The following is a 21,472-nucleotide window of genomic DNA, read 5'->3' on the forward strand; positions in this document are numbered from 1 at the left end:
AGGCAGGGATGCACAGCGAACGCGGCATCCCTACGGCTATTGCTATTCATTTTACTATCTTCCTACGGGACGAACAACTCGATATGTCCTGGCAAAGCTTCCACGACGCACGGCAACTGTCCGCCAAGCTCGCCGTCCAGATTGAGCTGGACCACCTCGCCTGTGGGAGAGGTCGCTTTGATGTAGTCTGCCTGGAAATACAGGATGTTAGGGTCGCGCAAATGCTCGCCGCGAACCGCTTGTGTCGCGAGTCGGATAAATTCGGCGATGTTCGTCTTTTTCACGACGATGACATCCAGCTTGCCGTCTGACAAATCTGCTTCCGGGGCGAGCTTGTCGAAGCCGCCGACCGCATGGCTGTTGGCGATGAGAAAAACCATGATCTCCTCGTCCAGCAGCACTTCCTTGCGATTTTCCAGGCGGACCCGGATCGGGTGCAGGGAGGGCAGCTTCTCCAACCCTTTGACGTAGTACGCCATCTGGCCCAGCAGCGTTTTCAGCTTGCTCGGGACCTCATAGGTCAGGTTGGTGAGGGAGCCTCCTCCCGCAATATTCATGAAATAACGGTTGTTGATCCGGCCCAGGTCGATGCGCTTCTTCTTGCCTTTGGCGATGATTTCCGTGGCGCGCGTGATCGACTTCGGTATGCCTACCGCCCGGGCAAAATCGTTGCTGGTTCCGCAGGGAATAATTCCAAGGGTGGGGCGTGCTTTTTGCTCCGCCATCCCGTTCACAACTTCGTATATGGTTCCGTCTCCGCCAGCAGCCAGGATGACGTCGAAGCCGCGGGCCACGGCGCGGGCAGCTTCCTCGGTCGCATCATCTTCCCCTCTGGTTGCATGGCAGGAGGTTTCGTATCCGGCCGATTCCATCAAATCGAGAATATCCGGCAATCGTCGCCGCACGATTTCCCGGCCGGAGCTCGGATTGTAGATCAATCTGGCTCGTTTCAAGGCAGATCCCTTCTTCCTTCCCTCGCTCACGGGTGTACTTCCTTCCATCATATCCTGTATAGCCATTTTTGGGAATCGCTATGCGGGTAACAGCGTGATAATATAGAAAAAGATGGCAAAAAGGAGAGCGAGGGGACAGTTGTGAACAAAATCATCGTTGGTGTTGACGTGGGCGGAACGGCAATCAAAATAGCGTTGATTACCCCGGATGGTGAGCTGGTAGCGAAAACGCACGAGCCGACACCTGTCGCAGATGGAGAAGATGGCGTACTGCGAAAAATCGCGGAGATGACCCGCGTTCTTCTGCACAAACACGGCTATGCGCCGGAGCAAGTGAGCGGAATCGGCGTAGGAATCCCCGGACCTATTGATGCCCAAAACGGAATCGTCATGCAAGCCGTCAACCTGCACTGGACCAAGCCTGTCTTATTGAAGCAAAAGCTGGAAGCACTTACAGGGCGGCCAGTCGCAGTCGACAACGACGCCAATGCGGCGGCACTGGGCGAAATGTGGCAGGGCGCAGGCCAAGGCGCACAAGACCTCGTGCTGATTACGATTGGCACAGGAGTCGGCGGCGGCGTCATCCTGAACGGAAAAGTCGTTCACGGCATGAACGGAGTCGGCGGCGAAATCGGGCACATCACCATGACGCCAGACAGCGGCGCTCTCTGCAATTGCGGCAAAACAGGCTGTCTGGAAACGTACACCTCCGCCACCGCCATTATCCGCGAAGGGCACCTCGCTGCCGAAAACGGAACGAGCCCGTACCTCGCTTCCGTGCTGGCCGAAAAAGGCAAGCTCGGGGCAAAGGACGTGTTCGAAGCAGCCGTAGCAGGCGACGTCGCTGCTCTTGCCATCGCCGACCAGGTGGCGCTCTACCTGGGCCTTGCCCTCTCGCATCTGGCGATTGTTTTGAATCCGGCCAAATTTGTTATCGGGGGCGGCGTGGCGGCGGCAGGCGACTTCCTCTTTTCCCGCATTCGCGATGCGTTTGCGCGGTTTGTTCCGTTCGCTTACGTCGTGGAAACAACCAAGATTGTGGCTGCCACACTGGGCAACGACGCAGGCGTGTACGGAGCGGGCTGGCTGATCCGCTCGCAGATGGAAGAGTAGCCGTCAGTTTTCTGTTGCCGCCTCGCGATTTGAGGGCTTCTCCAAACAAGCGGAGAAACACATTTACCGAGACAGGAACGGCAAAATGAGCGCGTTTTGGCAGGCTGTTTGCTTGCAAAAAGCTTGCTGCCGACGGCAAGGGCAACGGAACTTCTGCTTTTTCATTCGCTCACGCTAAGAAATCCATAAGCTACGGCCCAGTTCTTTTCCGATACGATAAACGATACAAAAAAGCGCTCCTGCCAGCAGCCTCAATGCCGCCGCACAGAAGCGCTTTTTCTCTACGATTCAATCACCCGCGCCACATACGCTTCCCTTCCTCCGCCCGATCTGGCTTCGGTTCCTTGCCCGCGACGATCAACTCCGCTCCTGCCAGCACCGCCACTACCGCCACACAGAAGCGCTTTTCCTCTACGATTCAATCACCCGCGCCGCAGACGCTTCCCCTTCCTCCGCCCGACCAGGCTTCGGCTCCTTGCCTGTGACGATCAGGGCCGCGCCCGCCAGCACCGCGCAGCCGCCGAGCAGTTGGAGCAGGCTGAACGCTTCGCCAAACAGCAGGGCCGAGAACACGATCGTCACGACTGGCTCGAACGTACTCAGTACGGAAGCTTTGGTCGAGCCGGTCAACTGCAGGCCGCGGAAGAAAAAGCTGATCGCCATGACTGTAGAAAAAACGACGATCCCGCCCAAGGCCCACCAGCCCGCCAGAGCAAAGGCCAGGTCGACGCCTCCTTCTTTTTGCGCGATCAAAAAGGTCGACGCGGCTGCAAACAACGAGATGTAACCCGACGTCACATACGGGGACAAACCTTTTACGACCCGGTTGCCCACGATGATGTACACCGAGTAAAACAGCGCTGCCGCGAGCGCCAACACGACTCCGAGCGGCTGAATGCCGCCAAACGACAGCCCAAGCACCAGCCCCAGGCCCAGCAAAGACAGCAGCATGGCGAAAACGGTCTTTTTCGTCAGCGGCTCTTTTTCCACAAAATAGCTCAGGACCGCCACAAACACGGGAAACGTGTACAGCAGCAACGCCGCCATCGAGGTCGGAATGTACTGAACTGCGGAAAAAAAGCTGAGCGATTGCAGCGTGTACAAAATGCCGCCCAGAAAAAACAGGGCGAGCACCTGGCGACGATTGAGCCGCAGCGACTCCTTGCGCCAGGCCAAGAGGCCGAAAAACAGCACAGCAGCAAACAAAAAGCGCAAAAACAAGAGCGTAGATACCGAAACGCCTGCTCCATAGGCATACACGGCAAAAATGGACATGACGCCAAAGCCCGCAGCCGAAGCAAGCACGTACAGCACACCGATGTACAGCGGATTCACGACATTCACCAGCCTTCTCACAATGGCAGCGACATGGGCAACAGACAGCCTGGATTTACTCCCTCCCGATCAGTTTTTCAATCCAGCCCCTTCTCTGCGGAACAGTCGCGAGGCGAAAAAAATCGTGATCGCCACGTACACCAGCGAAGAACCGATGCCGACCAGCGCATGCAGCGGGTCGACCTTGCCGTAAAACACTTCCTTGCACAGCGCCACGCCATTGAACACGGGCAGCGCGTAGTAATGCTCCGCGATGTCCACCGGGCTTTGCGGCATCAGCATGTACGACGGCACCATCGCCAGGAAAATGACTCCGCTCATGTACGTCTGTCCTTCTTTAAAAGACTTTGCAATCGTGCTGAGCATCAGCTCCAGTCCGGCAAACGTCGCCGCCATGAGCAGGATGACGACGATCAGCACGAGCAAGGTAACAGGCGAGAAAAACGCGAGCGAAAAATGGTCGCCTGCCCCTCCAAACGGCCCCATGCTCATCACCAGCGATACCGAGATGAGCGAGGCTCCCGCACTCATGATACTCATCACCATGACCGCCAAAAGCTTCGCCGTCAGAATGTGGTTGGCGGCAATCGGCGCCGTCAGAAGCGACTCCAGCGTCCCTCGCTCTTTTTCCCCCGCGACGAGGTCGTTGGCGGAGGCGATTCCTCCAGAGGCGAGCGACACGACGAGCATGAGCGGAATGATGCCTGCGAGCATCCCGCCCGACTGCCTTTCTTCCGACGCTACGTTTTGAAAGTCAGGCGCGATCGGCTGAATCGTCTGCTCGGACAAGCCTGCCTGCTTGAGCCGCTTCGCCACAATCTCCTTGCTGTACGCCTCTACGGTCCGCTCGATCAGATCGCGGGCGTAGACTGACTTGGAATTGGTCGAGTCAAAAGCGACGTGCAGTGTGGCCGTTTTCCCCGCCTGAATCTGCTCGTCAAACGATTCCGGGATCGTAATGATCGCGCGCAGTTGCCCCGCCTGCAGCGCTTGCTCGGGATCAGGCGGCTGAAGAATTTTGACCCCTTGGTTTTCTTGCAGGGACTTAATCAGCTTGGAGGAGCCGTGAACAGCCAGCGGCACGTATTCCCGCGCTTCCTTTTCCACGTTGCTGTAGGAGTTGCCCAATAAAAAAAACACAAACGGAATAATCACCAAGGGCACGAGAAACGTCCCCAGCCACGCCTTCCGGTCGCGAAACAGGTCGAGCAGCTCCTTTTTGAAAACGGTCCAGATGATTTGCCAGTCCATCAGTGCTCGCCCCCTTCCACAACCGCCATGAAGATGTCGTCCAGATCGTCAGTCCCAAACTGCTTGCGCAAGGCGTCCAATCCCCCGGAAAAGCGCAGCCGGCCTTTGTGGATCAGGGCCACCCGCTTGCACAGCTTGTTGATTTCGCCCATGTTGTGGCTGGAAAACAGGATCGTCTTGCCTTCCTCCTGCAGCCTTGTCACCATCCGGCGAAAAATGGTAGCAGCCGTCACGTCGAGCCCTGTCGTCGGCTCATCCAGCAAAATGACGTCAGGATCGTGGACAAGCGTGCGGGCGATTGCCACTTTTTGCTTCATTCCCCGGGAAAAAGCGCCGACGCGCCTGTCGATAAACGGCTCCATCTCCAAAATGCGGCTCAGGCTGTCGATCCGCTCCTGCACCCGCGACGGCGGCAAGCCATAGAGGCTACCGAAGTAGGCGATGTTTTCCCTGGCTGTCAGCCGACTGTACAAGCCGACTTCCCCGCCAAACAGGATGCCGATTCTGCGCCGCACCTCCAAAGGCTCGTGCCGCACCGAAAATCCGCTGATCTCGATGTCTCCCGCAGTCGGCGCGAGAATCGTCGCCATCATGCGCATCGTCGTCGTCTTCCCGGCGCCGTTTTCGCCCAACAGGCCGTACACCTCGCCCTCTTCCACGCGAAACGTCAAATCGCGGACCGCTGTGATCGTCCCGAACTGTTTGCTGACTTCTTTTACCTCAATCAACAGCAGCCCTCCTCTCCTTCTCCCTTCGAACCGAACGGCCAGCACTTGGTCCACGGCCAGCCGCCCCACAGCAGTTGACGCCTGGCGTCCCGCCGTCAAAATCGGACTTTTAGCAAATAGGAAGCTCTTTTCTCCCCGGAAAACGTCACCTGTACAACCCCTGTGCGGCCTTGCAGCACTCGCGGTATCGCCGCCGCCACGTGGAACTGCCTGTGCCTGTCATCGACGCGCGCGACAGTCACTGTGCCCGGCGGAGAGTATATCCTGTCTCCGTCCAGCGAATAAAACACGAGCGAGATTTCCCCTGCGGCACCGTGCGCCTCCCCGGAAAACACGATCGTATTCACAGCTCCGCTGACACCGCCGGATACCCTTGTCAGATCAAACAGCGGATGGCGCAGCGAAGCAAGCGCAAGCCCGCCCCTCCAATCTTGCAAAAAAGCGTCGAACTCCTGAACCGCCGCAGGCAAAGCGATCACAGTGGCCTGCGGCGATGCTGCGCCAAGCGAGCCTGCCGGGCTGGCGGAAGCCATGAGCAGAAGCGTCATCCATACAGAAAGCATGCTAATCATCTCCAGTAAATGGTTGTCCTTAGCATGCCCTCCGCAAAGTTTGAGCTATGTGTCTGATGCTGGCTCAGAATCTTTTGACTTTTACACACGGGCGCTATAGCTGCGCTCTCCTCATGCCGAGGTCAGGGCACTCGCGTAGCGTTCCTTCCATTTGGGCAGGGAAAAGCCTTCAAACAGGGCCACAAAGCTTTCCGTATCGTTAATGTAGTGACGCGTTTCTTTTTGCCCGGGGTACTTTTCTTCAAACAGCGGAGCGACCAGATGCGTGACCGGAATCCCTTCCGCCTCCTGGTCGTAGATGCCCCGCTCGGCCAGCACTTTGCCGAAGTAGCGACAGTAGGTCACGGTCACCGTTTTTTGCTGCCCATTGTCTTCCCACGTCGCAATCGAACGGTCAAATGTATCGGATGGCGAGCCGCCCTTGCCCGGCGCTACACTCTCTCCTGTGACAGAAATCAGCTTCATGTACTTTCCTTCCCCCTTTTTGTTCGTGTATGTTCATTATAGGGTAGAGTGGAATTTCTTACAAATCCGGCCAACCCGCAGCAAATCAGGCCGGAGTCTATGTCCGCCGCTTGCAAATAAATTTTTTACAAAAAGTTTTTACGCATCTGTCAGAAAATCCTGCGCCCGGTAGTCTATGCAGTAAGTTAACTAACAACGAGGAGTTTTGGCAATGGATCATTTGGTTATCAAGCCTGCCAGTCAAAGAGAAGAGGAGCAGGACGAGACTTTGGTAGAACGGGCAAAAGCCGGAGATCAGGAGGCGTTTGGCGAGCTGGTCAGACGCCACCGCTCCAAAGTGTACGGCTACGCCCGTTCGTACACCCAGGAAGCCTATCTCGCGGAAGACATCGTCCAGGACGCGCTCATTCGCGCCTTCCTCCACCTGGGTACGCTGGTCGACAGCCGCCGCTTCCTGCCCTGGCTGCACCGGATTGTGCGCAATCAGGCGTACACGCGTCTGAAAAAGGGACCGCAAGCACGGGAGCAGGTCTTTTCCGGGCTAACCAGGCAAACGGGTGAGGCAGAGCCGACCGACTGGGAGGATCTCGACAGCATTTTGCACAGGCTTGGGGGTAGCTGGTCGACCGCAGCCGAGAGCAACGGCAACCCCGAGGAGGTCTTGATGCGCCGCGAGCTGTTTACGACGATCAAAAGCTTGCTGCACTGCCTCAGCCCGCGCGAACGGCGGATCGTCGAATCTCACTTTTTTGACCATCTGGCCCCTCACGAGATTGCGCGCATGTTCGAGATGACCCAGGCAAATGTGTACCAGGTGCTGTCTCGCTCACGCAAAAAGCTCGTGCAGGAAAAAATTCGCCTCGTTGTTGACCACTATGTGCAAATGCGAAAGGATGCGGGAATTATGAAAAAAGTCGTTTTGAAAAAGCCGGAAGCCATGAAGCTGAAAACATGGATTACATGCGGGGCAGCGTTGCACGGATTAGTCGAGTGTACGGAACGAAAGCTGTCCCTGCCGCTGGTTCTCGGTTTGAGCGGGCACGCCTTCCGCCTGACGATCGTTCCAGAGAGCATTCATATTGCGGGGCCAACCATGTTTTACTTCCAGCCCGTTCTGGAGCAAGGCTTGCGGAACATGGGCTTCAAGCCTCGTTCCGTCTGCCAGGAGCAGTTGGACGGCACGCCTGGCCCGAATGCGAACCAGGTCGATCCCGCGCTGCTCAGCCTTGCCGCGCGCGAAAAGCGGCAGCTTCCTGCCTTGCTGCCTCAGGCACTGGAGCTGATTCACCACGCGGTTGACAAAGGAAATCCGGTGCTCGCCTGGGACTTGTTCATGCCTGAATTTGGCCTGATCTACGGTTACGAGGATGAAGCCAAGCTGCTGCACGCCGGAGACAACTGCGGTAACGACGGCACGGTGCCGTATGAGCATCTGGGGCGCGGACTGGTGGCAGAGCTGTTTGTGCTCGCCATCGAAGAGACGCTCCCCATCGACCAGCGCACGATGCTGGCTAACGCTCTGGATTCAGCCCTGGCGCATTACCGCGGCCAGGAAGGGCAAAACGCCAACTTCATCTACGGCCTGGCTGCCTATCCTGCCTGGCAGGCGGCTTTTGCCAAAGGAACCATCGAGCCAAACGGAAACGCCTACACCACAGCGGTCGCACACGACGCCCGCTGCAACGCCTACCGGTTCTTTACGGAAATCGCCGACACGTGGACTGACCCTTCACTGGATGAAGCGCGCCCGCTGCTCAAGGAAGCAGCCGCGCTTTACGCCGCTATCGCGGACGACTTCGGCAAGCTGACCAGACTGTTTCCTTTCCCGGCTGGCGGCGAACCAAATGCAGACGAGCCAGGCAAAAAAGCTGTACAGCTTTTGCAGGCCATCGAGCAAAACGAAATTCAGGCTGTCTCCTTGCTGAAAAAACTGCAAACTGCTCTCGCCGCCAACTAGATGCGCGTCAAACCGCTTCAAAGCCATTGGCACTTGCTGCCAATGCCGTTCCTCGCCATGTCCCCCTCTTCTGCTTTGTGCCTCTCTCTTGCCAAAAGAAACAGCACTTTCCCTGGTCGGAAAGTGCTGCTTGTTGTTGTGCCTTACAGGCTGCTCAATACTTCCTGAATCAGCTTGTTCACCAACGGCGGGTTTGCTTTGCCTTTGGTTTGCTTCATGACCTGGCCGACGAAGAAAGCGGCTGCTTTTTCGTTTCCGGCCTTGTAGTCCGCTACTGCCTGCGGGTTGGCATTGACGGCGTCGATGACGATTTGGCGCAGGGCGCCCTCGTCGCTGATTTGCACCAGTCCTTTTTCCTCGACGATCTTCTTCGGATCTTTTCCGGTCTCCACCATCTCCTTGAAGACGGTTTTGGCGATTTTCGAGGAGATCGTGCCGTCTGCGATCAGCTTAATCATGTCACCCAAGCCCTGCGGCGTCATTTTCACATCGGCAAACGTCAGGTTGTTGGCGTTCAGATGGGCGAGCAGGTCTACCATCAGCCAGTTGGCGACTGCTTTCGCATCTGCGCCTGTCTTGACGGTTTCGTCGAAGAAATCCGCCGTTTCCTTGGAAATGGTGATGACCTCCGCATCCGCTTGCGACAGGCCGAACTCGTTGACGTAGCGAGCCTTGCGGGCATCCGGCAGCTCCGGAATCGTGGCGCGGACCGCTTCAATCCACTCTTCGGAGATTTGCATACGCACCAGGTCAGGGTCCGGGAAGTACCGATAGTCGTGCGCCTCTTCTTTGGAGCGCATGCTGACCGTCTTTTTGTTCGCCTCATCCCAGCGGCGGGTTTCCTGCACGATCGTACCGCCGGAGTTCAACACCTCTGTCTGGCGCTGAACTTCGTATTCCAGCCCCATTTGCACGTTGCGGAAAGAGTTCATATTTTTCAGCTCGGTCTTGGTGCCGAACTCTTTTTGCCCATATGGACGAATCGACACGTTGGCATCGCAGCGCAGCGAGCCTTGCTCCATGCGCACGTCGGATACTTCGGTGTACTGGATGATCGCTTTCAGCTTTTCCAGATAGGCGCGTGCTTCTTCCGGCGAGCGGATGTCCGGCTCGGACACGATCTCGATGAGCGGTACGCCCACGCGGTTGAAGTCTACGAGCGATTCTCCACCGAAGTCGCTGTGCGTCAGCTTGCCCGCGTCTTCCTCCAGGTGGAGGCGGGTGATCCCGATGCGCTTCGTCTCCCCGTTGACCTCAATGTCGATCCAGCCGTTGTAGCCGATCGGCTGGTCGTACTGGGAGATTTGGTACGCTTTTGGCGAATCCGGGTAAAAGTAGTTTTTGCGGTCGAATTTCGTCTCGCGGGAAATCTCGCAGTTGAGCGCGAGCGCTGCTTTCATCGCAAACTCTACCGCTTGCTTGTTCGTTACGGGAAGCACGCCCGGATGTCCCAGACAAATCGGGCATGTATGTGTATTCGGTGGCGCGCCGAACTCAGTCGGGCAGCCGCAGAAAATTTTGCTCTTGGTCGAAAGCTCGGCGTGGACCTCCAGGCCGATGACGGTTTCGTACTTGCTCATGCCTCTTACCCCCTCACCCATTCCGGCTTGCGCTTGCTGTAGCCTGTTGCCTGCTCGTAGGCATGTGCTACGCGCAATACGGTGGATTCGTCAAACGCGCGCCCGACGATCTGCAAGCCGATCGGCAAACCGTTTTGGGCGAAGCCGCACGGTACGCTGATCGCTGGCAGCCCTGCCAGGTTGACAGGCACGGTGCAAATATCTTCCAGATACATTTTGACCGGATCGTTGACGTTTTCGCCGATCTTGAACGCGGTCGACGGCGTAGTCGGATGCAAAATGACATCGAAGTCGGCGAAAATGTTGTTGAAGTCCTGGATAATCAGCGTGCGCACCTGCTGCGCTTTTTTGTAGTAGGCGTCGTAGTAGCCGGACGAAAGCGCATAGGTTCCGAGCATGATCCGGCGTTTCACTTCCGGTCCGAAGCCTTGGCTGCGCGATTCCTTGTACAGCTCGATCAAGTTGGACGCATTGTCTGCGCGCACGCCGTAGCGCACGCCGTCGAAGCGGGCCAGGTTGGACGATGCTTCCGAGGAAGACAGCAGGTAGTAGGCGGGAACCGCATATTCGGTATGCGGCATGGAGACCTCGCTCCAAGTTGCGCCCATGCTCTCAAGCTGCTTCAAGGCGGCGAGCACAGCCTCGCGCACCTCGGCATCAATGCCTTCGCCGATCAGCTCTTTTGGCACTCCAATGCGCAGACCTTTGACATCGCCAGTGAGCGCGGAGAGGTAATCCGGCACTTCCACATTGGCAGAGGTGGAGTCGAACTCGTCATGTCCGGCAATCGCTTGCAGCACGTATGCTGCGTCTTCTACGCTCTTGGTCACAGGTCCGATCTGGTCGAGAGAAGAAGCGAAAGCCACCAGACCGAAGCGGGACACGCGGCCGTACGTAGGCTTCAGACCGACGACACCGCAAAAAGCGGCAGGCTGGCGAATGGAGCCGCCCGTATCCGAGCCGAGCGTGAAATAGAAGTGACGGGCAGCCATCGCTGCGGCAGAACCGCCGGACGAGCCGCCTGGCACGTAATCGGTGTTCCACGGGTTTTTGGCCGGGAAGAAACCGGAGTTTTCATTGGAGCCGCCCATGGCGAACTCGTCCATGTTCAGCTTCGCCACGATCACGGCGTCCGCTTCCTTCACCTTTTTCGAAGCAGTTCCGTCATGGACAGGATCGTAGTTCGCCAAAAATTTGCTGGCGCAGGTCGTCCGTACGTCTTTTGTAATCAGGTTGTCCTTGAGCCCCGCCGGCAGACCGAAGAGAAGGCCAAGCTCCCCGTTCTCCTTAACCAGACGCTCGTCCAACTGGCGAGCATGGGCGAGCGCTCCCTCCTCATCCACGTGCAGGACGGACTTGATTTTTTCATCGTGCTCCTTGATGCTTGCGATGGAAGCCTGCACCAGGTCTGTGACCGAAAGCTCTTTTGCGCGCAAGGCGCTATGTATTTCCGACAATCGCTTGTCAAACAGCGACACAGTGGGTTCCTCCTTTCTCGTTCTCCTGACAGATTATTCGAATACAGCCGGTACCTTGAATTGCCCGTCTTCGTGATCCGGTGCGTTTTTCAGCACTTCTTCGCGCGGCAGCGACGGTCTGTTCACGTCTTCGCGCATCACGTTTTTCACATCGGTCGCGTGGCTGGTCGGCTCAATGTTGGACGTATCGAGCTCGTTCAGCTTCGCGGCAAACTCCAGAATGGCGTTCAGGTCCTTTGTGTATTGCAAAGCCTCGTCCTCCGTCAGTTGCAAACGGGCCAGATTGGCTACATGCTCTACTTCTTTGCGAGTGATGGCACTCATCTCTTCCACCTCCGAATCGTATCACATAACTTTGATCTTACTTGAAAACAGCAGGTTCAGTCAATTTTCGCGCGGATTCGGCAGTATAGAAACAAAATTTTTTCGAGTAAAAATGATTGGCTGGATGATTTGAGAGGCGAAGCTGTTTCGAAAACAAGAGCGAATCCGATCGCTCCAGCTCTGGCATGCGGCCTGGCATGTCTCGGAGCCGGGCATCGTCCTGGCAATGTCTTGACTTGGAACGGTACCGCGTGAAGCGTATAATGAAAGACAAGCACCTAAAAAATGGATATTTCTAAAAATAAGGAGGATGCCCTTGAACTCAATGATCGTGCTGCTGCTGGCTGCCATCCTTTCTACGCATCATGCGCTTCCCATGTCCAACCTGCTACTTTCAGTCCCCCGGCAGCAAATGCTTACCCCGGAGGAAGCCACGCAAGTACTGACCGCCATTTTGAGCAAAAACCCCGCTCTTGGCCCGGTAAAAATCACCTCTGTCACATACGCAAACGGGCAGTATTATATCCGTTACATTCGCGAAACCAACTGCGAGAGCGGGACACATATCATAGATGCCTATACAGGCGAGACAGTAGGCGGGACGCGGTCCCAGTGTTAAAATCAGCTTTTTGTCTGCAACCAGCGAAACATCTTTTTATAGCAAAAAGGAGTCCCTTTTCTCCAAAAGCGGACTCCATTTTCATTCGGATTCTATTTTTCAGGCAACAAGCCGCTATGCTTGTTCCTTTTGCAACGTCGCCAGCAACTGCCCCATGAGCAGCGACTTCCCTTTTTCCACGCCTGCCGCCCATGTTAGCTGCGAAGATTCCAGGAGCAGGATGACGGTCGAGCCGAACTCGAACCAGCCGAGCTCGTCGCCCTTTGCGTAGTGCGGCGTGCCTTCGATCGGCTCGTCTGTTTGCCGGCCGTGCTTGATATTGGTCGTGGCGGTATTGTACACGACTTTGACGCTGCCGACGAACAGGGCGCCGACTTTTACCAGTGCGATCTCGCCCAGGCCATCCGACTCGATGTAGGTGACGAGCCGTTCGTTGCGGGCAAACAGTCTGTCCACATTTTCAATCCCGAGCCGGTTCACCGGATAGAGACGGCCCGGCAAATAGCTGTAGCGCACCAACTCGCCTGCCACCGGCATATGGATGCGGTGATAGTCGCGCGGGCTCAAGTAGATCGTGATGAACTTTCCGCCGTAGTAGCGCTTTGCTTCTTCCTCGGAACCGCCCAGCAGCTCTGTCACGCTGAACTCCTTGCCTTTTGCCTGAATCAGCGTGCCCTCGCATATGTCGCCGAGCTGGGAGACGGTCCCGTCTACCGGGCTGACGATAACGTCGTTGCCGGGAGCGATCGGCCTTGCTCCCGGCTTCAGACGGCGCGTAAAAAATTCCTTGAGCGTCCGGTATTCCGTTACCGGCTTTTCTATGATGGAGGCATCAATTTTATAGTGACGGATGTAGTGTTGGATCGCTAATCGACTGAAGCGAGAAGCGGTAATTTTGCCCATGGTCCGTGACATTGCGTTTTGCGGCAGTCGATGAATCAGACCTGGCAGCAGCTTTTTGCGCATAAGTGGAACTCCTTAATCGTTTTCGATTAGACAGCAAGTAGCGAATACCCTTACTTTACCACCTCCACTTACAGCCAGTAAACCCTGCACTATTACCAACGTCTCATCATTTTCTTGCCCGGACTTGCTATACTATAATAATGGGACAAGCCTACAATCAGGAGACTACAGATATGGCGAAGCTTGATATCACAACTCTCATCAGTCAGCACGGCGACATCTTGACCAGCTTATTTCATCACATGTCGGACATGTTTTTCCTTATGGCTGTGGAAAAAAACGCCGACGGGGCCTACCAGTTCCGGTATGTCCTGATGAATCCCGCCGCTATGAAAGGAGCAGGTCTTACTGAGGACACTTACGGAAAGCTGATTGAGGAAGTGTATCCGTCGGAAAAAGCAGACCTGCTCAACAGCATGTACAGACAGACGGTGGAAGACGCAAGCCCCACTCACTTCACGACAAACGGCAACATGATCGGAGAGTCGATCCTCTCTCCCGTCTTCAACTGTGAAGGGGTTTGCACCCATGTTTTTTCCGTGACCCGGGACATTACCGAGCGCAAAAAGCTGGAAAGGCAGCTCGAATACATGGCCTACCACGATGTGCTCACAGGCTTGCCGAACAGACGCCTGCTTTACGCCAATCTCCAGCAAGCTTTGGAAAAGGCTAAAGCGTCCGGCGAAATGGTCGCGGCCCTCTATCTCGATTGCGACCATTTCAAGCAAATAAACGATACTTGGGGCCATGACGCCGGCGACGTTTTTTTGCAAATGCTCGCCCAGCGCCTCCAGGCTTGTGTCCGCGAACAGGATACGGTCGCGCGTCTGGGGGGAGACGAGTTCGTCGTCATTCTCACTGGCATCCAGAACGAGCGTCAGGCGGAAAAAGTCGCGACCCGGATTTTGCATTCGCTGCAGCAACCGTGGAGCTTTCAGGGCCAGACTTTTTCATTTACGTCCAGCATCGGCATCGCGCTTTACCCTGTTTCCGCAAGCGAGGCGGACCAGTTGTTGAGCAATGCGGACAAGGCTCTGTACAAAGCGAAAGCGACGGGACGCAACCAGTTCTTTTTCTTCGATCCCGCTCAAAACTGAGCCGTTCGCCGTTCTATGGATAGATTTCGGCTGCGCCAACTCATTTGGCGGCCGCTCTTTTGTCAATGGCTTCACCACGTTAAGGCAATAACGATCTCACCCGTATAAAAACAGGAACACAGACAGGACGGAAAACAGCAAGCTCACCAAGTACAGGACGACGACTGTCTGCTTGGCCGACAGCCCGAACGACATCAGCCGATGGTGAACGTGCCTGCGATCTGCCTGGTACATGGGTGATCCGGCCAACAGCCGACTAATCATCACCTGTATCGTGTCCACGACGGGCAAGCCCAGCGCCAGCACCGTCACGACCAACGAAATGAGCGTCGCCCCTTTCATTGTGCCCTCTAACGAGATTACCCCGAGCGCAAACCCCAGAAACATCGACCCGGCATCCCCCATGAAAATTTTTGCGGGATAAAAATTAAAGCGCAAAAACGCAAGCGCAGCACCTGCCAGCGCCACCGCAAGCAGAGCGGTCACCTCCTGGCCCCGGGCCATGGACAGAAAAAACAAGGTGATCGCGGAAAACGATGTCGCCCCAGCCGCCAGCCCGTCCACTCCATCCAAAAAATTCACCATGTTGATAAGTCCGACAATCCACAGCACCGTCGCCAGCAACGAAACGAGCAACGGAAACGATACGTACGCGCCTTCCTCCGCCCCGAGCCACGTCAAGCTGATGCCGCGAAACCGGATATCCAAAAGAAAAGCGAGAACGGCCACCGCCAGTTGCACCAGCAGCTTTGGGAATGCCGGAAAATCTTTTTGCCGGGCTTTGAAGGTGTCGTCCACCCAGCCGATCGCCACCAGCAGCAAACCGCCGACTGCCAAAACTGCCACCGTTTTTTGCGCCCCTGCAAAAAAAGTTGTCACCAACAGCAGCCCGACAAACATCGCCAGCCCGCCGGACAAAGGCATCGGTCTGCTGTGTCCTTTTCTTCCTCTGGGCATGTCCAGCAGCTTCGTTTTCCAGGCCAGACGGTACGCTAACGGCATCAGCAAGTAGACGAGAAAAAACGTCGAGAGTCCTGAAGCAATGTAAGTAAACAGCTACCCTCACCTGCCCGCACATCATTTTCTTACCCATTAGTGTGGACAAAAGGAGCGCAAAAAAGCCGCCCCCGTTTGGAGGCAGCTTTGTCGTGCGTTTTCTTACATTTTTTCGGAAACCATTTTTGCTTGAGTGAACAGGAGCAGGTAGTCTGGTCCGCCCGCTTTGGAGTCCGTACCGGACATGTTGAAGCCGCCGAACGGATGCACGCCAACCAGTGCGCCTGTGCACTTGCGGTTGAAGTACAGGTTGCCCACGTGGAACTCTTCGCGAGCGCGCTCCAGGTGTGCACGGTTGCGGCTGATAACAGCGCCAGTCAAGCCGTACTCAGTGTTGTTTGCGATTTCCAGTGCATGGTCAAAATCGTTGGCTTTGCAGAACGCTACGACTGGACCAAAGATTTCTTCCTGCATGATGCGAGCTTGCGGATCTACGTCAGCAAATACGGTTGGCTTGATGAAGTAGCCGGTTTCTGGGCCTTTTTCGCCACCTGCAACCAGTTTGCCTTCTGTTTTACCGATCTCGATGTATTCGAGGATTTTGTTGTAAGCTTTTTCATCGACAACCGGACCTGTGTAGAACTCGTTGGATCTTACGTCGCCTACAGTCAGTTGGTTGGTCAGCTCGACTACGCGGTCCAGCACTTGATCGTACACGTCTTGGTGAACGATCGCACGGGAGCAAGCGGAACATTTTTGACCGGAGAAGCCGAATGCGGAAGCAACGATGGATTGTGCAGCCAACTCGATGTCGCAATCGCTGTCAACCACGATGGAGTCTTTCCCGCCCATTTCTGCTACCAGGCGCTTCATCCATTTTTGGCCTGGGCGATGTTTCGCAGCCAGCTCGTTGATGCGCAGACCTACGTCACGGGAGCCTGTGAAGCTGATGAAGCGAGTCAGCGTATGTTCTACGAGGAAGTCGCCGATTTCGCTGCCGGAACCTGGCACGAAGTTTACTACGCCTGCTGGTACGCCAGCGTCTTCGAGAATTTCCATGAATTTCGCTGCGATTACTGGTGTAGTGGAAGCAGGCTTCAGCACAACGGTGTTACCCGCTACGAGAGCTGCTGTTGTCATACCGACCATGATTGCCAGAGGGAAGTTCCATGGCGGGATTACTACGCCTACGCCGAGCGGGATGTAGTACAGCTCGTTGTCTTCATCCGGAATGCGCGGCAGGTCATGGCGCTGGGACAGCTTATCCATTTGACGGCCGTAGTATTCCATGAAGTCGATTGCTTCTGCTGTGTCAGCGTCCGCTTCTGGCCAGCTTTTTCCTGCTTCTTTTACGAGCCAAGCGGAAAATTCATGCTTGCGGCGGCGCAGAATCGCTGCTGCTTTATAGAGATAACGGGAGCGCGCCTGTGCAGGTACCTTTTTCCATGTTTCGAAAGTGCTCGCTGCTGTCTGGATTGCTTTTTCAGCCAGCGCCTGGTCTGCTTGGGAAACGACGCCCACTACTTGTTCTTTGTTGGAAGGGTTGATGGAGCGGGATTTTTTCTCGGTTGTAATGCGCTCTCCACCAATGATGAGAGGGTACTCGCGGCCAAGCTCGCTTTCTACTTTGGCGAGTGCTTCTTCAAATGCCTTTTTATTTTCCGGCAGGCTAAAATTGGTAAACGCCTCGTTTTTGAATTCAACTTGCATTCGGTGACGCCTCCTTATCGATTTCTTCCTGAGATCACTCATAAAATATATGCAAGGATCATACCAACTAATACTGAGTTGCTCGACCACGATAGTGTTTGCATTTTTCGCGAAAAACAACAGCCAAGTTCAAAAAACGAAATCTGACACTTATGTTTATAAACTGCTCAATGATATACACTTTTGTTCATTCACTGCACAAAAAGCCCGATTCACACCTTGGCTGGTGCAAATCGGGCTTCTGTCCGTTTATTGACGATAAAGATGCATGTACGGTTCGCCGGATGTCGGGCGAATATAAATCGCCAGCGGTTTGTTCATCGACTGGACGTACAGGTTGACGTGAACACTTTTGTCGAACAGTTGGTTGATGCTTCCGGCGGCATACTGGGTAAACTGCAGAACCTCTGTCCGCGAGTCGTACTCCGCTGTTGCCGTGATCGTCAGCTCGGTCAGCCTGCCATCCATAAAGCGTCCCACGCCTGTCATGCCGACGTACTCCCCGAAGTAAGCCTGCGCTTGCCGCATCAGCTTGTCGTACTGCAACGACTGCTGGGCGTATTTTTTCTCGACGTCCGCGCTCGGGAAGAGGAAAAACTCCTCGTCGATCGGCTGCCACTTCGAAACGGCCGAATCGTTGGCCGCCACTGTGCCGGACATGATGAAATGGCCCGGCACGAGCGAAGAATTTGCCTCTGGGACCTGATACAGCAAAATCAGCATCGGCACGTTCGGCGTGCTCACCCGCAACGTCGAAACGATGGTGGCGGCAAGTTGCTGGCCTTTTGCTTGCAGCTCCTGCCGGGTGTAGACCATTTCCTTGCCCGTTGCATCCTGATAGTTCGGCGAAACAGACAAGCCCAGCACCATCCCGGCGAGCTGTTTGTCTTTTTTGTTCAGGTAGTCATGCTCCAGTACGTGCACCAGAATGCCGTTTTTCTGCTGCCCGTTCGTTCCGCTCGCCTTTTCCTGGGCAATCCATTGGGCTACCTGTTCTTTTTTCACCACTTGACCTTCCTGGAAATAATACTCGGAGGTCGGGAACGTATCGCGGGCAAACTCCATCAAGCCCAGCTCCAGGTGGCTGAAATCAATCCGGTATCTCGTGCTGCTGAGCATGCCGCGCGTCAAATTCGGCTTGTACGGCGTGATGCTGCCGTAGTAATCCTCGGACACTTCCACTACTTCAGACAAGGATGGCGCGGTAGGCTCGGGCGCTTGATCCTTGCCCCCTGGCAGCAACGAGCAGCCAGCGGTTGCAATCGCGAGCACAATCGCGGCTGCGTACCTGCATCCTGTCAAAAACTTCGCTTTCATACGCTACTCCTTTTGTCTTGAAAAAATGGGACTAATTCCATTTGGTCCAGCGATTGTCGCTGAGCTTGTAGATCAGCGCCGATTCGCCGATTCCCACCCATTTTGTATCGCCGTCGCCCGAGGCGATGACGATCAGCTTTTCCGGTGAGCGCGCATCGAGCAAACGCCACTCTCCCTCAATTTTTTCATAGACGCCTTTTTCAGTTGCGACAGCGAGAACGCCAGTACGCCTGTTGACGGAGAGAGAATAGATTTGTTCTGCTTCCGGAATCTCCTCTGTCTTCCACTGCCCCTCTTCATTATAGAGCAAGCTGAATTGTGCCGCTACATAGAGACGGTTCTCGTTCGGGTCAAAATCCATGGCATATACTTCCTGGTCCATCGGCTGCCAGAGAGTCCACGACCCTCCCTTGTCTGTCGACTGGTAGATGCCTTCGCCCGACACGAAGGCGAACAAGCGAACCTTTTCCCCCTGGCGCGTACCTGCAAAGCTGCGAATCTGAGCAGGCTCAGGCAATCCGTTGCTCGCCGGGGTCCAGTTTTTCCCGCCGTCCGCAGAGCGTCGCACCCCTTCGCTTCCACCGACATAAATGTGTGCGGTATCTTCCGGGTCCACAAACCAGCCGACGGTGTCAAACTGCTCCAACTGCGTCGACAACAGCCCCCACAAGCCTCCGCCAGTGGAGCTGTACAGTCCCGCATGCGTGCCCACCCATACATGTGCAGCATCCGGCGTCATCGCCAGCGTATGAATCGTCTCTCCCTTTTCCAAAACGTCCTGATAGGTCAAGTCACCTTGCAGAGCAGCCGCCATAACCGAAGAGGGAGCTGGCTTCTCCTGTACGTCGCCGCCATCGCTGCAACCGCCCAAGAGCAGCACTGCCATTGCTCCTATTCCCCATCGCTTAAAGCTACCCATGCTCTTCACGTCCCTTCCCTTGCTCATCCGTCTGTCGCCGCTGTTTTCTCTTTCGGCGCTGTTATTTGAGAATCTCCAAAAATCCGGCTTCGTCCATGACAGCTACGCCCAGTTTTTCGGCCTTTTCCAGCTTGGAGCCGGCTTTTTCTCCCGCAATGACCAGATCGGTCTTTTTGCTGACGCTGCTCGTCACCTTGCCGCCCAGGCGGACAATCGCTTCCTCTGCCTCCTGGCGGGACATTTGCGTCAGCGTCCCCGTGAGTACAATCGTCTTGCCGGAAAACGGCAAATCTGCCCCCGCTTCGACGCGAACGCCTTTGTACTCCATGTTCACACCGGCCGCCTTCAGCCGCTCGATGACGGCCTGTGCCTGCGGCTGGGCGAAGTAGTTGATGAGACTCGCTGCCATTTTCGGCCCGATCTCGTTAATTTGCGTCAGCTCTTCCTCGGAAGCTTGCATGATCGCGTCCATATGGCCAAAATGCTCCGCCAGCACACGCGCTGCCTTGGCTCCGACCAGGCGAATGCCAAGGCCGAACAGCACGCGCTCCAGCGAGTTTTCCTTGCTCGCTTCAATCGCTGCCAGCAGGTTGTCTACAGACTTCTCGCCCATGCGCTCCATGCCGAGCAACACATCGCGCTGCTGGTGCAGGTAGTACAGGTCTGCCACGCTGTGAATGATGCCGTCGCGGTACAGTTGCGCCACCACTTTTTCACCCAGTCCGTCGATGTTCATCGCTGTGCGGGACACAAAGTGAATCATGCCTTCGCGAATCAGCGCCGGACACATCGGATTGATGCAGCGCAGGGCGACTTCTTCCTCCAGCCGCACCAGCTCGCTGCCGCACTCCGGACAATGCGTCGGCATGGCAAACGGCGTCTCGTTCCCGGTGCGGCGCTCCGGCAGTACCGCAATGATCTCGGGAATGATGTCGCCCGCTTTTTTCACGACGACGTGGTCGCCAATCAGCAAGCCTTTTTCCCGGATAATGTCTTCGTTGTGCAAGGAAGCGCGCTTGACCGTCGTGCCCGCCAGGCTGACCGGCTTCAAGAGGGCCGTTGGCGTCACGCTCCCGGTTCGTCCTACCGACACCTCAATGCCTTCGAGAATCGTGATCGCTTCCTCCGCAGGAAACTTGTAGGCGATGGCCCAGCGCGGGCTTTTGGCTGTATAGCCCAGCTCTTCCTGCTGCGCGTAGCTGTCTACCTTGATGACCATGCCGTCGATTTCGTAAGGCAGGCTCGGGCGTTTTTGCGTCCAGCTTTCGATAAAAGCGAGCAGTTCCCCGACGTCCTCGAAGACGCGGCGCTCCTTATTCACCTTGAACCCGAGCGATTCGAGCAGGTCCAGCCCCTCGCTGTGGGACTCGACAGTCTCGCCGTGCAGCTCGCCGATGCCGTAGATGAAGATGTCGAGCTGACGGGAGGCGGCAATTTTCGGATCGAGCTGGCGCAGCGAGCCTGCCGCCGAGTTGCGCGGATTGGCAAACAACGGTTCCCCGCGTTCTTCCCGCTCCCGGTTCAGCTTTTCAAAGGCAGCCTTTGGCATGTATGCCTCGCCGCGCACTTCCAATGTCAGCGGCCTGGTCAACCTGAGCGGAATCGAGCGGATGGTTTTCAGGTTTTGCGTAATATCCTCGCCGATCGTTCCGTCCCCGCGCGTCGCTCCGCGGACAAACACCCCGTTTTCGTAGTGAAGGGAAACGGCCAGCCCGTCGATTTTCAGCTCTGCCACGTAACGCACGGCCTGGCTGCCCACTGCCTGGCGGACGCGGCGGTCAAAATCTCTGATGTCCGCTTCGCCAAAGGCGTTGCCAAGGCTGAGCATCGGCGTCTTGTGCACGACCTTTTCAAAGAATGGCAAAGGTTCCCCCCCAACGCGCTGAGTAGGAGAATCCGGGGAAGCCAGCTCTGGAAACTGGGTTTCCAGCTCGATAAGCTCCCGCATCAATTGATCGTATTCCTGGTCGGTAATCTCAGGCCGATCTTCTTCGTAGTAAAGACGATTATGCCGCTCAATTCGTTTCGCCAATTCCTTGATTTTTGTTTCCGCCGTCAATCGATCCATCTCGTTCATCCTTTACTTTAGCGA

Annotated in this window: 19 protein-coding genes; 4 read left to right on the plus strand and 15 right to left on the minus strand. The window is 55.9% G+C overall.

Going from position 1 to position 21,472, the window contains the following annotated elements:
* Positions 1-62 precede the first annotated feature (62 nt).
* Complete coding sequence (locus M655_RS24410) at positions 63-953, minus strand: diacylglycerol kinase (RefSeq protein WP_005832529.1); 891 nt, start codon at positions 951-953, stop codon at positions 63-65.
* A gap of 141 nt (positions 954-1,094) precedes the next feature.
* Between M655_RS24410 and M655_RS24415 the strand changes: the two genes are divergently transcribed.
* On the plus strand, positions 1,095-2,066 hold the full coding sequence (locus M655_RS24415) for an ROK family glucokinase (RefSeq protein WP_005832531.1): 972 nt from the start codon (positions 1,095-1,097) through the stop codon (positions 2,064-2,066).
* Between the two features lie 411 nt (positions 2,067-2,477).
* Here M655_RS24415 and M655_RS24420 read toward each other — a convergent pair whose 3' ends face one another.
* The 5 genes from M655_RS24420 to M655_RS24440 all read right to left on the minus strand — a co-directional run bounded on the left by M655_RS24420 (position 2,478) and on the right by M655_RS24440 (position 6,417).
* Positions 2,478-3,410 (minus strand): DMT family transporter, encoded by a 933-nt coding sequence (locus M655_RS24420; RefSeq protein ID WP_374993165.1) that lies wholly within the window; start codon positions 3,408-3,410, stop codon positions 2,478-2,480.
* Positions 3,411-3,470: 60 nt separating this feature from the next.
* The gene (locus M655_RS24425; protein WP_005832536.1) at positions 3,471-4,652 is read right to left on the minus strand and encodes an ABC transporter permease; all 1,182 of its coding nucleotides are present in this window, start codon (positions 4,650-4,652) and stop codon (positions 3,471-3,473) included.
* Positions 4,652-5,380: an ABC transporter ATP-binding protein gene (locus M655_RS24430; protein ID WP_025847326.1), complete on the minus strand. Its 729-nt coding sequence runs from the start codon at positions 5,378-5,380 to the stop codon at positions 4,652-4,654. The genes M655_RS24425 and M655_RS24430 overlap by 1 nt, the downstream gene beginning before the upstream one ends.
* A 95-nt stretch (positions 5,381-5,475) precedes the next feature.
* Entirely contained in the window at positions 5,476-5,943 is a 468-nt protein-coding gene (locus M655_RS24435; protein WP_007778605.1) for a hypothetical protein, read from the minus strand.
* 120 nt (positions 5,944-6,063) lie between these two features.
* Entirely contained in the window at positions 6,064-6,417 is a 354-nt protein-coding gene (locus tag M655_RS24440) for a hypothetical protein (RefSeq protein ID WP_005832542.1), read from the minus strand.
* Between the two features lie 211 nt (positions 6,418-6,628).
* Between M655_RS24440 and M655_RS24445 the strand changes: the two genes are divergently transcribed.
* Positions 6,629-8,374 (plus strand): RNA polymerase sigma factor, encoded by a 1,746-nt coding sequence (locus M655_RS24445; RefSeq protein ID WP_026558484.1) that lies wholly within the window; start codon positions 6,629-6,631, stop codon positions 8,372-8,374.
* Positions 8,375-8,517: 143 nt separating this feature from the next.
* Here the strand turns inward: M655_RS24445 and gatB are convergent, their stop codons facing one another.
* The 3 genes from gatB to gatC are packed head-to-tail and all read right to left on the minus strand — an operon-like array spanning position 8,518 to position 11,756.
* Complete coding sequence (gatB, locus tag M655_RS24450; protein ID WP_005832547.1) at positions 8,518-9,954, minus strand: Asp-tRNA(Asn)/Glu-tRNA(Gln) amidotransferase subunit GatB; 1,437 nt, start codon at positions 9,952-9,954, stop codon at positions 8,518-8,520.
* Positions 9,955-9,959: 5 nt separating this feature from the next.
* Positions 9,960-11,432: an Asp-tRNA(Asn)/Glu-tRNA(Gln) amidotransferase subunit GatA gene (gene gatA, locus M655_RS24455; protein ID WP_007778616.1), complete on the minus strand. Its 1,473-nt coding sequence runs from the start codon at positions 11,430-11,432 to the stop codon at positions 9,960-9,962.
* A gap of 33 nt (positions 11,433-11,465) precedes the next feature.
* A complete protein-coding gene (gatC, locus tag M655_RS24460) occupies positions 11,466-11,756 on the minus strand; it encodes an Asp-tRNA(Asn)/Glu-tRNA(Gln) amidotransferase subunit GatC (protein ID WP_005836468.1) in 291 nt (96 codons plus the stop codon).
* Positions 11,757-12,081: 325 nt separating this feature from the next.
* Between gatC and M655_RS24465 the strand changes: the two genes are divergently transcribed.
* Positions 12,082-12,375 carry a hypothetical protein gene (locus M655_RS24465; protein ID WP_005836470.1) on the plus strand — a complete coding sequence of 98 codons (294 nt, stop codon included), beginning with the start codon at positions 12,082-12,084 and terminating at the stop codon, positions 12,373-12,375.
* A gap of 114 nt (positions 12,376-12,489) precedes the next feature.
* Here the strand turns inward: M655_RS24465 and asd are convergent, their stop codons facing one another.
* Entirely contained in the window at positions 12,490-13,341 is an 852-nt protein-coding gene (gene asd / locus M655_RS24470) for an archaetidylserine decarboxylase (RefSeq protein ID WP_007778623.1), read from the minus strand.
* 173 nt (positions 13,342-13,514) lie between these two features.
* On the opposite strand from asd, the gene M655_RS24475 reads away from it, so the two are divergent.
* A complete protein-coding gene (locus M655_RS24475; protein ID WP_025847320.1) occupies positions 13,515-14,438 on the plus strand; it encodes a sensor domain-containing diguanylate cyclase in 924 nt (307 codons plus the stop codon).
* A gap of 96 nt (positions 14,439-14,534) precedes the next feature.
* On the opposite strand, the gene M655_RS24480 is transcribed toward M655_RS24475, so the two are convergent.
* The 5 genes from M655_RS24480 to ligA all read right to left on the minus strand — a co-directional run bounded on the left by M655_RS24480 (position 14,535) and on the right by ligA (position 21,448).
* Positions 14,535-15,395 (minus strand): MraY family glycosyltransferase, encoded by an 861-nt coding sequence (locus tag M655_RS24480; RefSeq protein WP_237716585.1) that lies wholly within the window; start codon positions 15,393-15,395, stop codon positions 14,535-14,537.
* 201 nt (positions 15,396-15,596) lie between these two features.
* Positions 15,597-17,144 carry an L-glutamate gamma-semialdehyde dehydrogenase gene (gene pruA / locus M655_RS24485; protein ID WP_026558486.1) on the minus strand — a complete coding sequence of 516 codons (1,548 nt, stop codon included), beginning with the start codon at positions 17,142-17,144 and terminating at the stop codon, positions 15,597-15,599.
* A gap of 249 nt (positions 17,145-17,393) precedes the next feature.
* Entirely contained in the window at positions 17,394-18,461 is a 1,068-nt protein-coding gene (locus M655_RS24490; RefSeq protein WP_005836483.1) for a CamS family sex pheromone protein, read from the minus strand.
* Between the two features lie 31 nt (positions 18,462-18,492).
* Positions 18,493-19,347, minus strand: a complete 855-nt coding sequence (locus M655_RS24495) for a WD40/YVTN/BNR-like repeat-containing protein (RefSeq protein ID WP_005836485.1) — start codon at positions 19,345-19,347, stop codon at positions 18,493-18,495.
* A gap of 94 nt (positions 19,348-19,441) precedes the next feature.
* Entirely contained in the window at positions 19,442-21,448 is a 2,007-nt protein-coding gene (gene ligA / locus M655_RS24500; protein ID WP_005836487.1) for an NAD-dependent DNA ligase LigA, read from the minus strand.
* Positions 21,449-21,472 lie beyond the last annotated feature (24 nt).

It is taken from the genome of Brevibacillus sp. NSP2.1, assembly GCF_000470975.2.
In the GTDB taxonomy this organism is placed as follows: Bacteria; Bacillota; Bacilli; order Brevibacillales; family Brevibacillaceae; genus Brevibacillus; species Brevibacillus agri.

Bases quoted from the DNA above. Each gene is read 5' to 3' on its own strand.
- M655_RS24480 (WP_237716585.1), bottom strand. From the start codon at position 15,395: ATGCCCAGAGGAAGAAAAGGACACAGCAGACCGATGCCTTTGTCCGGC.
- M655_RS24490 (WP_005836483.1), bottom strand. From the start codon at position 18,461: ATGAAAGCGAAGTTTTTGACAGGATGCAGGTACGCAGCCGCGATTGTG.
- M655_RS24475 (WP_025847320.1), top strand. From the start codon at position 13,515: ATGGCGAAGCTTGATATCACAACTCTCATCAGTCAGCACGGCGACATC.
- pruA (WP_026558486.1), bottom strand. From the start codon at position 17,144: ATGCAAGTTGAATTCAAAAACGAGGCGTTTACCAATTTTAGCCTGCCG.
- M655_RS24425 (WP_005832536.1), bottom strand. From the start codon at position 4,652: ATGGACTGGCAAATCATCTGGACCGTTTTCAAAAAGGAGCTGCTCGAC.
- M655_RS24495 (WP_005836485.1), bottom strand. From the start codon at position 19,347: ATGGCAGTGCTGCTCTTGGGCGGTTGCAGCGATGGCGGCGACGTACAG.
- M655_RS24445 (WP_026558484.1), top strand. From the start codon at position 6,629: ATGGATCATTTGGTTATCAAGCCTGCCAGTCAAAGAGAAGAGGAGCAG.
- asd (WP_007778623.1), bottom strand. From the start codon at position 13,341: ATGCGCAAAAAGCTGCTGCCAGGTCTGATTCATCGACTGCCGCAAAAC.
- M655_RS24465 (WP_005836470.1), top strand. From the start codon at position 12,082: ATGATCGTGCTGCTGCTGGCTGCCATCCTTTCTACGCATCATGCGCTT.
- M655_RS24435 (WP_007778605.1), bottom strand. From the start codon at position 5,943: ATGCTTTCTGTATGGATGACGCTTCTGCTCATGGCTTCCGCCAGCCCG.
- ligA (WP_005836487.1), bottom strand. From the start codon at position 21,448: ATGGATCGATTGACGGCGGAAACAAAAATCAAGGAATTGGCGAAACGA.
- gatB (WP_005832547.1), bottom strand. From the start codon at position 9,954: ATGAGCAAGTACGAAACCGTCATCGGCCTGGAGGTCCACGCCGAGCTT.
- M655_RS24440 (WP_005832542.1), bottom strand. From the start codon at position 6,417: ATGAAGCTGATTTCTGTCACAGGAGAGAGTGTAGCGCCGGGCAAGGGC.
- gatC (WP_005836468.1), bottom strand. From the start codon at position 11,756: ATGAGTGCCATCACTCGCAAAGAAGTAGAGCATGTAGCCAATCTGGCC.